Here is a 15,675-nt window from a genome sequence, read left to right as displayed (position 1 = left end):
TAGGGGCAGACCACATTTTTTCTTAGTTATACAAAATACACAGACGACATTGTGTGCAAAAATTAATCTGTAACAGCCCCATTTGACGCGGAACTGACTTGTTTTGCATATTTTGCCAATACACCACGGTTGTACTTGGACTTAGGTGCTTTCCAAGCGCGTTTGCGTTTAGTAAGTTCACTTTTCGCCACATGTAGCGTCATTTCGCGTTTTTTAGCATCAATTGTAATTTGGTCTCCATTCTTCACTAGCGCCAATGGTCCACCAACTGCCGCTTCAGGAGTAATGTGCCCAACAACGAATCCATGGCTGCCACCAGAAAATCTGCCATCAGTAATTAGTGCAACATCTTTGCCTAATCCTTTGCCCATAATGGCGGAGGTTGGCGATAGCATTTCACGCATTCCTGGACCACCGATAGGGCCTTCATAACGAATTACGATCACGTCGCCTGCTTTGATGCCGCCATCGAGAATTTTCTTCAGTGCTGCTTCTTCAGACGCAAACACTTTTGCTTTCCCAGTAAAAGATAGACCTTCTTTGCCAGAAATTTTAGCCACTGCACCTTCAGGTGCTAAGTTTCCGTAAAGGATTACTAGATGGCTATCTTTCTTAATAGGATTATCCAGCGGGCGTATTATTTTCTGGCGCTTAGGATAAGATTTGACGTCTTTCAGATTTTGTTTAAGAGTTTTACCTGTGACAGTCATGCAATCACCATTAATCAACCCTGCTTCAAGCAGCATTTTCATCAATGGCTGAATGCCGCCAATGGCAATTAATTCAGACATCATATATTTGCCACTTGGTCGCAAGTCTGCAAGTACGGGCACTTTCTTACCAATGCGCGTGAAGTCATCAATGGATAGTTTCACGTTAGTTGAATGTGCCATAGCAAGTAAGTGCAAAACAGCATTGGTTGAGCCGCCAAGTGCAGTAATTACAGCAATTGAATTTAAAAATGCTTGGCGAGTCATAATGTCGCTTGGGAGAATATTCTTTTTTAGCAGGTCTAAAACGGCTTTACCGGCATTACGACAATCAGTTTCTTTTGATTTTGAAATTGCGGCTTGTGCAGAACTACCAGGCAAGCTCATGCCCAATGCTTCGATAGCTGATGCCATCGTATTAGCAGTGTACATTCCCCCGCATGAACCTGGCCCCGGAATCGCAGTCGACTCGACCTCTTTTAATTCTTTGTTATTAAGTTGCCGTTTAGCATGTTGCCCAACAGCTTCAAATACAGAGACGACATCTATCTTAGTGCCTTTGTAATTGCCCGGCATAATCGTGCCACCATAAACAAAAACGGCAGGTCGATTAAGTCTTGCTAACGCAATTAAACAGCCCGGCATATTTTTATCGCAACCACCTATTGCGACTACACCGTCAAATCCTTCACAACCCGTCACTGTTTCAATTGAGTCTGCAATCACTTCTCTTGACACAAGAGAGTATTTCATACCTTCAGAACCCATCGAGATGCCATCGGAAATAGTAATAGTGTTAAAAATGACGCCTTTGCCACCTGCCGCATCTGCACCTGCCGCGGCTTTGTCTGCAAGCGTATTGATATGCATATTGCATGGCGTCACCATACTCCAAGTGGATGCGATGCCTATTTGGGGTTTTTTAAAGTCATCATCCTTGAAACCGACTGCGCGTAACATTGCACGGCTTGGAGCACGTTCGGTGCCGTCAACAACAATTGAAGAATGAGGTCTGAGTTTTTTAGTCATGTCTAGTTAAGGATCGTAAAAATTGTTTGCGCGTACTATACCGGATGCTAGTTATTAGAACGAGTGTTTGGAAAGATTTTGATAATTATAGTTTTGCATTACAAGCAAGATTAAATAGTCTGCTTAAATTGATATTGCTGAGGATTGCGATTATTTGTTTTAAAGAAGAAATATTGAAATTCCCCAGGATATTTCACTAATACTCCGGCTCTACATATTGCCACTCTCTATTATTGTTTGGGTCTAGGTTTGGATTGTAATTTGGGTCGTTGCTAGGGATGTATTCTCCATCGCTATTCATCCAATAGTGATCAGCACCTGCTTCAACCTGATATTGTTCACCGTCGTGTGGATTTGTCACCGTGCTTTCGTCACGGATAACGTTTATTTGTTTGTCTTGCAGGCGGTCGCTGGAGGCATTTTGATTTTGATAAGTGCTGTTGATTGAACGGTTGATTGCATCTGATGTGCTTTTATGGATGGCTTGCTGGCGTTCAAAGTTTTGCTGATTTTGTTTCATGCGTGCATTGTGTTGATTCCAGCTTTGGTTTGATTTTTGTTGTTCGCTTAAGTTGTATGCTTGAATTTGTTGTGGGTTGTCTTGAGTGTTTACAATGCCATAAATAAAAGTAACCTTTGCTTCTTCAAAATGTTTGTCAGGCGCCTCAAGTACTTTCAGTGAGTAATACCAAAAAACACTGCCTTGTCCGTCGTTAGCTATTTGGTCAACGATAACCAGAATTGTATTTCCTTTGCCATCAGACCATTCTGAGCCTGCAGCGTCAAAGTACTGTTGTGTAGGCATGCTTTTGTAAAGTTTGTTGCTGTAGGTCTGGCTGCGTTGTGCAATCTCAGGGAGTGGATAGACTTTCTCTAACTGTAAACCATGTTTATTTAACTGAGGTGCTAAATCTTGTTCCACGATTTGTTGAGCGCTAACGGGTGGGCGCATTTGTTGACCGGACTGTGAATAAATTTGTTGCATGTAAGGGTCATTGCTGAAAACGTATGAGCCGCCATTTCGATAATAGATTTTAATTCCATTGGGACCAATAATACTTGGGTCTTCGATGGTGTTGGGTGTGACTATCTTCCAGCTGGCAGGCAAAGGTATTTGATGCATAGCCATATTTCTTTGCTTATCTATCACCGTATGTAGTACTACTTTTTCAGCCAGAGTTGATTCTGAAATCAATAACAATATGACAATGACAAAGTTGAGTAAATTTTTATAATCAGACATACAGTGTTTCCCCAACATAGTTGGATAATATGTTTATTGTACACTTAAGCTTGATAGATGGATGAATTAATATTATGTACAGATTATCAAATTTTATACCTCAAATAATAGATAGAGTTTATTAATATTTCTGAACACAATAAAATTAATGAAGTACTATTATATTTGACACATGATAGATGTAGTTATTGTACAATTCTCACCCGAATTTTTTATTAAATCTTTTTTCCCGATACATTACATTATGCGCAGCGCAAGGCTCATAAAATTTTTATTACTCTTTGTTGTATTTGCTTCTTTAATTGAAGCTACACATGCCGAATTAATAAAAATCAGAGATATTACCGATGCTGTCACTATAGATGCACCACAAGTTTTGGATGTGGGCTATCAATATAATGCGCTACTAAATGGAATGCCATATAGCAAAACAATGACTTCAATCAGCTCAAAAGGCTTAACTTGGATTGGTAATAACGGATGTATTTCGACTTACCTGGTTCAATTTGCAATTCCAGTAAAGTGGGTGAGGTGTCAACCATATGAAGATGGCACGGCTAAATTAACTTTTGGAGGTGCGATTTGGCCGTTATTTGTAGGTAAAGAATTTTTCATTACCGCAGATCTGGGTTATTTCAACTTGAGAAGGAATTGCAAAGTTGAGTCTGCCCAAAGAGTTAAAACTGGCATGGGAGAGTTCGACACCCTGAAAGTAGTCTGTAAAGACACATCTAATCTACTCGTGTGGTATTTGTCTTTAAGTGATGGCCAAACGGTTTACCATGAACATTCAAATTCACATTATAATTTTTTTAATATTTATGAAACGGTGGAATAAGCTTAATCTAAATCAGATCTGGATTGATTACTAATAACCCAAATTCACAATATTTTGTTTTTCCATGGGCGGGCGCTTGTATCCTGACTTAATTTTTCGTGGTGGTAATATTATCTTTTTAGGGGTTAGATCTTCATAAGGAATTGAGTTTAGTAAATGGCTGATGCAATTTAATCGAGCACGCTTCTTGTTGTCTGCTTGTATAACATACCAAGGCGATATAGGTGTATCAGTATGAGTAAACATGGCATCTTTTGCCATCGAGTATTCAGCCCATTTGTCGCGTGCTTCTAAATCCATCGGGCTAAGTTTCCAATGTTTTGTCGGATTGTTGAGGCGCTCTTGAAAGCGTTTTTCTTGTTGCTCGTCACTGACTGAAAACCAATATTTTCTTAAGATAATTCCTGAATCAATCAGCATCTGTTCAAAGATTGGTGTGTCTTTCAGAAAAGTGTGATACTCATGGTCATCACAAAAGCCCATCACGCGTTCGACTCCGGCGCGGTTATACCAACTTCTATCGAAAAGCATGATTTCACCTGCGGAAGGAAGTTGTGCTGCATAGCGTTGGAAGTACCACTGACCTTTTTCACGTTCGGTGGGCGTGCCGAGTGCGATAATGTGGCATACACGCGGGTTTAGATGTTGAGTGATGCGCTTGATAACACCGCCTTTCCCTGCTGCATCACGTCCTTCAAACAAAACAGCAACTTTTGCTCCGCTATATTTGACCCATTCTTGTAGCTTGATGAGTTCAATTTGTAATCTTAACAACTCTTTTTCATAGAGCTTATTACTCAGTTTTTTGATTTTATTTGGAGAAGGGTGTTGGCTGACCATGTTAATGCCTCAAGCAAATTCGATTTTCACTACACCTGTTATCGGCGGGTTAATTAATTTCTTTATGAATTAAAGCGAAATCAAGATTGACATGAATGTTCTCGTTATGTTCTCATAGTGAGAGAACTTAGTGAGAACATTTATGCTAACCGAACGAGAACAAGATACTTTTAGCTTTATAACAAGCTATTACACAAAAGAGCGTAAAGCTCCATTGCTGACTGAGATTGCACAAGGTTTGGGTATTCAGTCTAAAGGGGTGGTGCACCGTTATGTGTCTGCCTTAGAAGATAAGGGGTATATCGTGCGTAATCCTAAAACGCGCGGGATCGAGTTATTAGATCACCCCGATGTTGATGAGTTGCCAGTTTTAGGACGTATCGCTGCGGGTAAGCCAATTGAGGCTATTGAGGATAAAAAGTTAGTTAATTTTGCACATTTGTTAGGTGGGCATAATCGTTATGTGTTGCAAGTGAAAGGTCATTCTATGATTGAAGAGGGAATACGCAATGGTGATCTAGTTGTGATTGAGCATGCAAGCACGGCGCGTAGTAATCAAATTGTAGTGGCACTAATTGATAATGAAAATGCCACGCTTAAGCGCATTCAATTTCCTAAAAAAGATATTGTTCGATTGGTGCCGGCAAATAAAGCAATGCAAGCAAAAGAATATCCTGCACATCAAGTGACGATACAAGGTGTGTTGGTTGGCCAAGTGAGGATGTATGACTAATGTGCATTGGGAGCGTGCCATTGTATTTATTGATATGGATGCTTTCTTTGCCAGCATTGAACAATCCGATCACCCAGAGTTGCTCGGTAAACCCATAGGAATTACTAATGGAGTAATGGGGACTTGTTTCATCACTAGCTCTTACGAAGCAAGAAAATATGGCGTCAGAACAGGAATGCGAATTAAACAGGCGCAAGAACTCTGTCCTAGTGTTATTCAGGTGCCAGCCAGGCCTTATCGGTATGCAGAAGTATCGACTAATATAATGTCCGCTTTGCAAATGGTCACACCCGATGTAGAAGTGTTTTCTGTTGATGAGGCTTTTCTCGATGTGACACGCTGTCAAAAAATTTATAGTAGCCCAACTGAAGCTGGTAAGTTAGCTAAACAAGTTGTCTATGATAGCAGTGGTATTACCTGCAGTGTTGGTGTTAGTGGCGATAAAACCACAGCAAAGCACGCTGCAAAGAAAGATAAGCCAAATGGTCTGTTTGCAGTGCCTCCCTGGCAGTCTAGAGAATATCTAAGTGATGTGCCTGTGACGGAGTTGAGTGGAATTGCTAAAGGGATTGGGGGCTTTTTAAATGATCGTGGTGTGTATGTCTGTGGGGAGATGAAATATCTTCCCATCGGTGAGTTGGCAGGGCGCTTTGGAAATCTAGGTCGACGTATTTGGTATATGGCGCAGGGATTAGATCCTGATCCTATTCGACAAAGTGTGGCAGCACCTAAATCAATTGGTCATGGAAAAGTGATGCCGCCAAATACAAAGAATTTAACAACAATAAGAATGTATTTTCATCATATGGCTGAAAAGGTGGCAGCAAGATTACGTAAGCATGAATTTGAAGCACGTTATTATTTTATTGGTGTTTTGACTGATCAAGGATGGCTAGCAAAAAAAATGCAGACTGCAATGCCAACCAGCGATAGTCAGCAAATAAAAAAACTAGTCAATATTTTTTTGCGCAATTCTTGGGATAAACAAGGGTGCTTCCAAGTGCAAATAACAGCATTGGATCCAAAAGACCAGGGGCATCAGCTTTCTCTTTTTGGCGAAAGAGATATTAGGCGTGAACAGATTAATTTGGCGATGGATAAAATTAATCAGCGTTATGGAGAGTTCACGCTGGCGCCAGCTAATTTGTTAAATCGTTCTGAGATGCCAAATGTGATTGCGCCTGCATGGAAGCCTTTTGGGCATCGTAAAACAGTCTGATGTTTTACGATGCAATAACAAGCCAAAAAAAGTTTTAGGAGATATGGTTAAGTTAACTGGTAGCAAGTGTCGAAAATTTATCTTGATAATCATCTATTGATAATTGAATAACCTTTTCTGCATGTTCGCGGCCATAAGCCACACCCACATGTACTTTTGGATCTTCGCTGGGAAGAGATTTGTAGGTGCTGAAGTAATGTATTAAGCGCTCGACGATAGATTGAGGGAGTTCAGAAATATCATTGACGTTTGACCATACGTGGTCTTTCTCTAGTACTGCGATAATTTTATCATCTGCTTCCCCACCATCGAGCATAGGTAGTCCGCCGACAACACGCGCATTTAGAATTAACTCTGCACGGTCAATCGGCCTATCACTAACAACACAAATATCTAACGGGTCATCGTCGCCTTGAGTTGCCCCATCCATGAGTGTGCCAACACGATTGCCGCAGTATGTTTGAGGGATGAATCCGTAAAGTGTTGGAGGTAGCGAAGAAGTTCGATGAGGTCGATCAACTCTTAAGTAACCAGTTTGTTTGTCAACTTCATACTTAATGTGATTGAAAGGAGTACTTTCAATATAGGCATGAACAACTTTGGGTGCTTGTGGGCCAACATCTATTCCATGCCAAGGATGTGGGCGCCAGCGATTGAATGAAGATGACATTTGATTCTCTCCTTAGGAATAAAAATCTAGAGATTGTAAGTAAGCGCTTTAGTGCTAATCCCTAAATCAATAATTCACGTCCTTATGTATGTGTAAAATTGAAACATTGCGAGAGCGCATGTTTTCGGGGTGCAATGATAACGAAATTAAACGTTTTGTGCTTGACTAAGTTGGCATTAACGATTGTTTGCTGCAATGGAGAGATCGTTGCAGCGAATCTGTGGACAATTCGCATGATTACTTGGAATCGCGGATTTGTTTTTTAATTCATTTAAGGTATCAGATAGTTCTTTGTGATTAGCTTGATCGAGTCTAATAGCACAGTTTGCTGCTTCTAAAGCGGTAATTTCACAACCCAGATCAAAAGCGCTATAAGCGAAGTTATTTAATGCTTCTGCAGATTGGGTATTGAGTTGTAGTGCTTGTTTATATGCCTCGCTGGCTGCCAAAGGCTCTTGTAATTGCATGTGAGTATTTGCTAAACCAACTTGGGCGGTGAAATTTTCTGGCCAGCGTTCAATAATGGCTGCATAAGTTAATTGTGCTCCGCGTAATTGACCTACCTTTTCTAAATCAAGTGCAGCTTTTACGGCTTCAATTTCAGTAACGCTACTAGGGATATCACCTATAGGTGCTGCAATTAATGCCCAATATTTCCCGCGTCGCCAAGTATTTTCAAATGTTGTCCATGAGCTTCGGTAATACTTGTGCCGCCCACTATGTAGCAACAAATAATCATTGTTGGGGTCTCTCCCTGTTACAACTGAGTAGTGCCAAATAGGGTAGACGCTGAAAGCTAAATTTTGTAAAACGATCACAGGACGTTCGGCGTTAATCTCAGCGCGCAAAGAAGCCAAATCCATATGCATACTATAAGCAACTAAACCAAGACTGCGTGCAGCAGCTTGCATTTCTATTTGTAGGCTACCTTTTTTATTTGGTATGTACATTAAACTAGCAACATCGTTGGCAGTTATGTTTTGGCCATAATAATTGGCTACCATAGCCAGTGACGATGGCCCACATAAATTATCGGTTTGCTCTATAAAAGGGACATCAAGACGAATATCTGTGGGAAGGTCTTGAGGTTGTTTAGGGATAATACGGTCAGCGACAGCAATCACTGTACAACTTGATAATAAATGCAGAAGGCAAAAAACTAAAAAAATTATTTGTAGTTGCCGAAGAATTAACACGTCTAAAATGTAGTAGTTAAATCAGTAAAGCCCATGAGCTCAAGCATGAACACAATGGGACCTGTGGCAAACAGAACAAGACCGACACCACTAGCAGCAGGTAGTTGGTCAAATTGATTGGCTAGTTGTTGAATTTCTTGATCTGTCAATTGATCAATGCGTTGTTGCACGTGTTGGGGGTTTACGCCGTGAGCAAGTAAGGCTTGTTTAACGTCATCACGAAGTAGAGCTGTATGAACGTATTGCTTGTTTGCTTCTGCGAGATGCGTTGAATTGATTGTTTCGGTACCAATCATGCCGGCTTGAGCATGACAAAACAGTATACTTGCAGTTATAAATGTTATTGCCAATCGATGCCGGCATTTGTGTGTTAAAGGGCTCATATAAAATCACCAAATAGAATTTCGATAATTCTTGTACTTTTAGTGACTTACGTCAAGTTTTTATGAAAATACTGCAGATTATCGAGGAAATAGTACCAGATGTTCTAGATCTAGCCCGATTCCAAGAGGTTTTCCAATTTCGTGGTCATGGTGACTAGGGGCGTAACACAGTACGCTATGTCCGTTGGGCAGTCGTAAAGTGTAAAGAAACTCTGCGCCTAAGAAGCGTTTCCCCTCAACAATAGCGGTAACGCTACTAGTGTCATCATGAGGAATATCATCTGGGCGAACTAGTAAATCTACAACTTCGCCTTTCTTAAATTTTGCGTCGATAGAGCCATTTAGTACACCAAAAACAGTTTCAATGCGACTGTCGCCTAAAATTGTGGCGGGGATTAAATTACCAAGTCCTACAAAGTCAGCAACAAATCGAGAAACAGGTTCATGATAAATATTATAAGGTGTATCGAATTGAACAATTTTTCCGTGTTCCATTACTCCTACCCAGTCTGCAACCGCAAAGGCTTCATGCTGGTCATGAGTGACTAGCACTGCTGTCATTTTTTCATGCTTTAAAATGTCTCGGACTTGTGTTGCAAGTTGTTCTCTTAAGTCTGGGTCCAAACTAGAAAATGGTTCATCGAGTAACAAAATTGCGGGTTTAGGCGCAAGTGCTCTTGCTAATGCAACGCGTTGTTGTTGCCCGCCTGATAACTCATGTGGGTATTTGTAATGATGCTTCTCGCCAATCTCAACTAAATCTAATACATATTTTACTTGTTGATTGATATAAGTTTTTTGCAACTTGCGAATTCCGTAAGCAATATTGTCGAAAATACTAAGATGAGGGAATAGAGCAAGATCTTGAAACATCATGCCAATGTTGCGTGTCTCAGGCGCCATTGAACTTTGCGCTGTACTGATTATTTGGTTCTCAACTTCAATGCTGCCATGGTCTATATTATGTAGCCCTGCGATGGATCTAAGTAGAGTCGTTTTCCCACAGCCACTAGGGCCAAGTAAGCAAACGATATCGTGTGCCATAACTTGTAGGTTGGCATGTTCAAGAATATCTAGCTGCATATGTGAAGCAGAGACATTTCTCACATCAAGTAATGGTTTATCTAGCATTGGCTTTTATGGAGATATTTAAAAGAATCACTGGGATGATGCCTGTTAGCACTATGGCTAATGCAGCCGTCGAAGCATCGGCTAAACGCTCGTCAGATGCAAGTTCATATGTGCGTACTGCTAGTGTGTTGAAGTTAAATGGTCGCATAATCAAAGTAGCAGGTAATTCTTTCATAACTTCAACAAACACGAGTAGTGCAGCTGTAAGTAACCCGCTACGTATTAGTGGTAAGTGAATGCTGCGTAATGTTGTGTAAAGATTGCTGCCTAGTAGCTGAGAAGCTTCATCAATTGAATGATTGATTTTAGATAAGCTAGCTCCGACTGTTTGTAATCCTAAAGATAAAAAGCGAACAGTGTGAGCAAATACAAGTGCGAAAATAGTGCCAGTAAAAATAAGTTCTGCCTTAATATCAAATTGATGATCAAGAAATTCAATTAACCAGCTATCCATGGTGCTGAATATAATCAGTGTTCCAACAGCAATGATGGTACCTGGAACCGCGTAACCCATAGCACTAAGGTTAATTAAGCTGTTTAGTAAAAAGTTTTTGCTGGTTCGTTTTCCATAAGCCAAGATGGTTGCGATCACGAGGGTGGCAAGCGCAGCACATGCTGCCAAGAAGAAGCTATTAAATGCTAATGACCAAAACTGTTGATCAACCATTGTGCTTGCTGTGTCAATTGCCCAATCACTTAGTTGTAAAACAGGAATTATAAATCCAAATAGAGATGGAAGTATGCAGGCAATAATTGCGAAAATAGCATGGCTTCCGTGTAATGGAATTTCTCGGCCTTTATGGGTGGCGTTACTTGGATTGTGATAACGAATTCTTTTGCGTTGACGTTGTTCAAGTAAGAATAGTGCAAATACAGTAACCATTAAGATGCTTGATAATTGTGCTGCGGTAACAGCTTCGCCGAAACCAAACCAGGTGCGAAAAATTCCTGTAGTGAATGTATCAACACCAAAATATTGCACTGTTCCATAGTCTGCCAATGTCTCCATTAATGCTAGTGTGACTCCAGCAGCAATGGCAGGGCGCGCTAAAGGAATAATGATGCTAAATAATCTTTCAATATTGTTAGCACCTAAGGAGCGAGCAGCATCAATAATACTTGATGATTGGGTGATGAGCGTTGAACGAGTTAATAAAAATACATAAGGGTAGAGTGCAAAAGAAAACATGGCGATTGCACCACCCAATGAACGAATTTCAGGAAACCAATATTCTCCATAACCCCAATCAAATGTTTCGCGAATATAAGATTGTACGGGCCCGCTGAAATCCAATATTCCTGTGTATGTGTAAGCAGCTATATATGCAGGTATCGCAAGAGGTAATAAAAGTAGAACTTCTAAAATGCGCTTACCGGGGAAAGAATAAAGTGCGCATAACCATGCTGCAGGTACACCAATTATGAATGTGCCGATTGCAACACCTAAGGCTAACAATAATGAATTGGTAATATATTCAGTTAAGACATAATCAGTGAGATGTTGCCAAGTGTCAGTATGCGGGTGAAGATTGAACTGTAAAACAACAATCAGTGGAGAAATAACAACTAAAGTGATAATTGTTATAGTGAAAAACCACCCAACAGAAAAATTCCTTCGCAGAGGTAAAGTGATGCGCGGAAATAACATGCTGCTAGCCATGAGATTGGTAGTTTATTTCAGGTTAGATATAACTATTTTGCTTATCGCCATTTAGCTATATCCATTATTTGAACAGCAATGGAATTAAGTTCTCCGAGTTTTCCCAGATTTAATGTATCGGCTTTAAATGGCCCCCAGTTTTCTAAAGTTTGGTTTAACTTTATGTTGTTAATGACAGGAAACTCTAGGTTAACGTCACCATACCAGGCTTGTGATTCTTTGGTGAATAAAAATGTAATTAGCTGATTAGCCAATTCAATATTATCTGCATGCTTTGTGATACCAATGCCACTGATGTTGACATGTGTGCCACGATCATTTTGATTGGGCCAGAATAATTTTACTTTAGAGGCAGCAGCTTTTTCTTCATCGCTACCGTTAATCATGTTTCCTAAATAATACGAATTTACTACAGCAATATCACATTGACCTGCCGCGACCGCTTTTATTTGATCTCGATCTCCGCCTTGAGGTTTTCGCGCAAAGTTAGCAACAAAATCATTAGCCCATTGTTGTGTGGCTTTGATCCCGTGGTGAGCAATGAACGATGCGACTAATGACTGATTGTATATGTTGTTCGATGATCTAACACATATTCTATTTTCCCACTTTGGGTCAGTTAAATTTTCGTAAGTTGAAAGTTCTGATGCTTGCACTCGTTCATTGCTATACACAATTACACGAGCACGTACGGATAGTCCCAGCCAATAGCCTGATGGATCACGGTATTGTTCTGGTGACAATTGAATAACAGATTCATTGGTAATCGCTTGCAAAAGATCAGCGTCTTTAGCGCGATGCAATCGCCCGGCATCTGTTGTGATGAATACGTCTGCAGGAGAATTTTTACCTTCATTGTTGAGACGTTGGATTAACGCATCTGCTTTACTAGTGACTAAGTTAACTTGAATATTGTGCTGCTCAGCAAATTGATCAAGTAAAGGTTTTATATAAGCCTCTTTACGTGCGGAATATACATTCAGCTCTTCTTCTTTAGCAGCGGCATGTTGTGTGATTACACAGCAAAGTGTAATGTAAAGTATTGATTTAATATGAAGTTTCATGGTGATTAATCCGCCTGGAATATCTTTAAATGGTGCGTGTTGCTACTGATAGTAACACAAATGAGATGTATTCTCATTTGTGTATTGGATTTTATTCGACTTATGCCATTTAAGATTAGTTCTATGCGACATAGGTATGCATATATATAGATGAGAGACTCAATTATCATTTCTGCGCAAACTCAAGAGAGGTGGCAAGAATTTATTTCTAAGCAATCGCTTTCGGCTAAAACTGTAGAGAGCCAGGAGCTTGTTAAGACACTTTGGGAGCGAAGTAAATATAGTGAACGTTTATGCCAGAAATATCCGCACTGGCTTAGTGAGCTGGTAGAAGTTAGTTCTGCGCCTCTGAAGCGATCCATCGTAGTTGACCAAGTTTATCAGGCTGTAGTTGAAGCGAATGAAGAAGAATCATTGAAACAATGTCTTCGTGAAATTCGTCATAAATTGTTATTGCAAATCTGTTGGAAGGACTTGGTATTAAGGGCAGAGATATTAGATATTTTGCAGGAGTTAAGTGTGCTTGCAGATGCCTGTGTGAAGGTGACAGCAGATTGGATGAGAAACTCATTAATCGAAAAATATGGTGTGCCTCGAACAGAACAAAATCAGCAAGTTAATTTTGTAGTCATTGCTATGGGGAAACTTGGTGGCGAGGAATTGAATTTTTCCTCTGATATTGATGTCATGTTTTGTTATTCAGATTCAGGTCAGAGTGATGGAGAGCAATCAATCTCCAATCAGGAATTTTTCACTCAGTTTGCTCAAGGAGTGATTCGTATATTGTCAGACGTTACGTCTGATGGGTTTGTCTATCGTGTTGACTGTCGTCTGCGACCTTTTGGTGAGTCAGGGCCATTGGTGGTGAATTTCAATCATGTAGAAGATTATTTACAAACTCATGGGCGTGAATGGGAACGTTATGCTTTTGTTAAAGCGCGTGTTATTTATGGCGAACAAAGAGATAAACAAAAATTCGACAAAATAGTAGCTTCTTTTGTTTATCGTAAATATATAGATTTTGGGGTGATAAATACTCTGCGTGAAATGAAAGATCTGATCTCTCAGCAGATGGCTAAAAAAGGCAATCTAAATAATATCAAACTAGGGATTGGTGGTATTCGAGAAATTGAATTTATTGTGCAGTTTTTTCAATTGGTTCACGGAGGGCAAAATCCACGACTTCAATCGCGAAGAATTATTGAAGTTTTACATGAGATAGAAGCAACAGGTTATTTGAGTACGCAAGATGTAAATGAGCTAGTAGTGGCGTATCGATTTTTACGGCGTGTAGAGAATCGTCTGCAAATGTTTAATGATGAACAAATTCATGTGATTCCAGAGAATCAAAAGCAATTGCAATTGTTGTCTGAATCTATGAGTTTTTTAACTGTAAATGATTTTCAGCAAGCATTAAAAATACATACAGACGCAGTGAATAAGGTATTTGCGCAAATTCGCAGTGATGATCATCAAGAAGATGACTATGTTGATATTTGGAAGAAATTAAGTCAGTTAGACGAATGTGATGATGCGCAAGCATTGAATGTATCTGGGTATAAAGAATTTTCTGCTGTTGCTGAAAAAATTCACGCGTTAATGAACAGCTCAGCATATAGGAACCAAGATAAAGAAGGACGTCGTCGACTAAATTTGTTTATGCCATGCTTTTTGCGTGAATTAAATCAAGTTGATTCGCCAGCTTTAGCAATTAATCGTTTAGCGCTTTTGCTCCAAAATATTTTACGTCGTTCCGCTTATCTAGTGTTGCTGTATGAGAATCAGCAAGTATTGAAGCAGCTAATTGCAGTCGCATCGGCGAGCCCATGGATTGCAAGTCACTTAACATCTTATCCATTATTGTTAGATGAGTTGGTAGTCAATTCAGAAGAAGAATATTTATTAACTCAGAATGAAATCAAGCAGCAGTTTGCAAGTGAAATCTTGGCATACGATCAACTTGATTATGATGTCATTCTGGAACGAGTGCGCCTATTTAAACATGCACGTGAATTGCGAGTAGCTTGTGCAGATGTGCTAAATAAGATTTCTGTAATGAAAGTTAGTGACCAGTTAAGTTGGACAGCGGAGAGTTTGGTAGATGGCTGTGTTAAATATTTAGAGAGATCATATGATTCAAGCATGAAAGATAATTTAGCAGTGATTGCATTTGGAAAATTAGGTGGGCTCGAGTTGAGCTATGGGTCTGATTTGGATCTTGTATATATTGCCCAAAATGAGCAACAGTCTACCTATTTAGAACAGGCGAGGGTTCCGTATGTTGTTAAAGTATCCAAATTTGCTCAACGCCTTACTCAAATGCTAACTCTTCAGACGGTATCTGGAAGGTTATACGATGTTGATACAAGGTTGAGGCCAGATGGTGAGTCAGGGTCGATTGTCCCTTCTTTTGCATTTGTCGAGGATTATTATAAATCCCGTGCTTGGATGTGGGAGCTGCAAGCATTAGTACGTGCGCGTTGTGTGTCAGGATCTTTGGGGGTGCGAGAACAATTTGCAAACATGCGTAAACATATTCTTTGTCAGCAAAGGGATAACAAAAAGCTCGCCTTAGCAGTAGCAGATATGCGCGAAAAAATGCTCAAAACCAAAGCAAGTAAGTCATCCGGCGTATTTCATCTTAAAAACGACGAAGGAGGTATCACGGATATCGAATTTATGGTCCAATACGCGGTTCTCGCGCATGCATATAAGGATAATTCTTTATGTGGCTACTCAGATAATGTGCGTTTACTCGAACGCCTGGCTGGCGGTGGGTTTATATCAAGCTCTATGGCAACAGAGTTGTCTGATATATATTGCCGGTTTCGAAACATAATGCACCGAATAGCATTGCAATCTGGGAAGCCTGAAGCAGCGCAAGATGAGTACGCTAATGAGAGAAAGATAGTAAGAGATTGTTGGAATAAAATTTTAGGCGAAAAATAAAAGGAATAGG

13 protein-coding genes are annotated in these 15,675 nt (G+C 40.0%); 4 read left to right on the top strand and 9 right to left on the bottom strand.

Annotated features, from left to right (window positions below; all coding sequences use genetic code 11):
- Window positions 1-62 precede the first annotated feature (62 nt).
- A complete protein-coding gene (ilvD, locus tag R8G33_07955; GenBank protein MDW3095590.1) occupies window positions 63-1,739 on the bottom strand; it encodes a dihydroxy-acid dehydratase in 1,677 nt (558 codons plus the stop codon).
- A gap of 196 nt (window positions 1,740-1,935) precedes the next feature.
- On the bottom strand, window positions 1,936-2,982 hold the full coding sequence (locus R8G33_07950) for a hypothetical protein (protein MDW3095589.1): 1,047 nt from the start codon (window positions 2,980-2,982) through the stop codon (window positions 1,936-1,938).
- A 172-nt stretch (window positions 2,983-3,154) separates the two neighbouring features.
- On the opposite strand from R8G33_07950, the gene R8G33_07945 reads away from it, so the two are divergent.
- Entirely contained in the window at window positions 3,155-3,820 is a 666-nt protein-coding gene (locus tag R8G33_07945) for a hypothetical protein (GenBank protein ID MDW3095588.1), read from the top strand.
- A gap of 30 nt (window positions 3,821-3,850) precedes the next feature.
- On the opposite strand, the gene ppk2 is transcribed toward R8G33_07945, so the two are convergent.
- On the bottom strand, window positions 3,851-4,660 hold the full coding sequence (gene ppk2 / locus R8G33_07940) for a polyphosphate kinase 2 (GenBank protein MDW3095587.1): 810 nt from the start codon (window positions 4,658-4,660) through the stop codon (window positions 3,851-3,853).
- Between the two features lie 142 nt (window positions 4,661-4,802).
- On the opposite strand from ppk2, the gene lexA reads away from it, so the two are divergent.
- Window positions 4,803-5,393: a transcriptional repressor LexA gene (lexA, locus tag R8G33_07935; GenBank protein MDW3095586.1), complete on the top strand. Its 591-nt coding sequence runs from the start codon at window positions 4,803-4,805 to the stop codon at window positions 5,391-5,393.
- Entirely contained in the window at window positions 5,386-6,612 is a 1,227-nt protein-coding gene (locus tag R8G33_07930; protein ID MDW3095585.1) for a DNA polymerase IV, read from the top strand. The genes lexA and R8G33_07930 overlap by 8 nt, the downstream gene beginning before the upstream one ends.
- Before the next feature lie 52 nt (window positions 6,613-6,664).
- Here the strand turns inward: R8G33_07930 and R8G33_07925 are convergent, their stop codons facing one another.
- The 6 genes from R8G33_07925 to R8G33_07900 form a co-directional block, all read right to left on the bottom strand.
- Entirely contained in the window at window positions 6,665-7,282 is a 618-nt protein-coding gene (locus R8G33_07925) for an inorganic pyrophosphatase (GenBank protein ID MDW3095584.1), read from the bottom strand.
- Between the two features lie 176 nt (window positions 7,283-7,458).
- Window positions 7,459-8,406, bottom strand: a complete 948-nt coding sequence (locus R8G33_07920; GenBank protein ID MDW3095583.1) for a PA2778 family cysteine peptidase — start codon at window positions 8,404-8,406, stop codon at window positions 7,459-7,461.
- A gap of 74 nt (window positions 8,407-8,480) precedes the next feature.
- Window positions 8,481-8,861: a PA2779 family protein gene (locus R8G33_07915; protein MDW3095582.1), complete on the bottom strand. Its 381-nt coding sequence runs from the start codon at window positions 8,859-8,861 to the stop codon at window positions 8,481-8,483.
- A gap of 78 nt (window positions 8,862-8,939) precedes the next feature.
- On the bottom strand, window positions 8,940-9,992 hold the full coding sequence (locus R8G33_07910; protein MDW3095581.1) for an ABC transporter ATP-binding protein: 1,053 nt from the start codon (window positions 9,990-9,992) through the stop codon (window positions 8,940-8,942).
- A complete protein-coding gene (locus tag R8G33_07905) occupies window positions 9,982-11,652 on the bottom strand; it encodes an iron ABC transporter permease (GenBank protein MDW3095580.1) in 1,671 nt (556 codons plus the stop codon). Before R8G33_07905 ends, R8G33_07910 begins: the two co-directional genes overlap by 11 nt.
- 41 nt (window positions 11,653-11,693) lie before the next feature.
- Window positions 11,694-12,716, bottom strand: coding sequence for a Fe(3+) ABC transporter substrate-binding protein (locus R8G33_07900; GenBank protein ID MDW3095579.1), 1,023 nt, complete (start codon window positions 12,714-12,716; stop codon window positions 11,694-11,696).
- A gap of 150 nt (window positions 12,717-12,866) precedes the next feature.
- On the opposite strand from R8G33_07900, the gene glnE reads away from it, so the two are divergent.
- Entirely contained in the window at window positions 12,867-15,665 is a 2,799-nt protein-coding gene (gene glnE, locus R8G33_07895) for a bifunctional [glutamate--ammonia ligase]-adenylyl-L-tyrosine phosphorylase/[glutamate--ammonia-ligase] adenylyltransferase (GenBank protein MDW3095578.1), read from the top strand.
- The last annotated feature ends 10 nt before the right edge of the window (window positions 15,666-15,675 follow it).

This window comes from Gammaproteobacteria bacterium (genome assembly GCA_033344735.1).
Taxonomy (GTDB): domain Bacteria; phylum Pseudomonadota; class Gammaproteobacteria; order UBA4575; family UBA4575; genus UBA1858.
The sequence above is the reverse complement of the archived record's forward strand: the minus strand, read 5'-3'. Positions and strand labels throughout refer to the sequence as shown.

Bases quoted from the DNA above. Each gene is read 5' to 3' on its own strand.
- R8G33_07925 (MDW3095584.1), bottom strand. From the start codon at position 7,282: ATGTCATCTTCATTCAATCGCTGGCGCCCACATCCTTGGCATGGAATA.
- ppk2 (MDW3095587.1), bottom strand. From the start codon at position 4,660: ATGGTCAGCCAACACCCTTCTCCAAATAAAATCAAAAAACTGAGTAAT.
- lexA (MDW3095586.1), top strand. From the start codon at position 4,803: ATGCTAACCGAACGAGAACAAGATACTTTTAGCTTTATAACAAGCTAT.
- glnE (MDW3095578.1), top strand. From the start codon at position 12,867: ATGAGAGACTCAATTATCATTTCTGCGCAAACTCAAGAGAGGTGGCAA.
- R8G33_07915 (MDW3095582.1), bottom strand. From the start codon at position 8,861: ATGAGCCCTTTAACACACAAATGCCGGCATCGATTGGCAATAACATTT.
- R8G33_07945 (MDW3095588.1), top strand. From the start codon at position 3,155: ATGATAGATGTAGTTATTGTACAATTCTCACCCGAATTTTTTATTAAA.
- ilvD (MDW3095590.1), bottom strand. From the start codon at position 1,739: ATGACTAAAAAACTCAGACCTCATTCTTCAATTGTTGTTGACGGCACC.
- R8G33_07950 (MDW3095589.1), bottom strand. From the start codon at position 2,982: ATGTCTGATTATAAAAATTTACTCAACTTTGTCATTGTCATATTGTTA.
- R8G33_07900 (MDW3095579.1), bottom strand. From the start codon at position 12,716: ATGAAACTTCATATTAAATCAATACTTTACATTACACTTTGCTGTGTA.
- R8G33_07905 (MDW3095580.1), bottom strand. From the start codon at position 11,652: ATGGCTAGCAGCATGTTATTTCCGCGCATCACTTTACCTCTGCGAAGG.
- R8G33_07910 (MDW3095581.1), bottom strand. From the start codon at position 9,992: ATGCTAGATAAACCATTACTTGATGTGAGAAATGTCTCTGCTTCACAT.
- R8G33_07930 (MDW3095585.1), top strand. From the start codon at position 5,386: ATGACTAATGTGCATTGGGAGCGTGCCATTGTATTTATTGATATGGAT.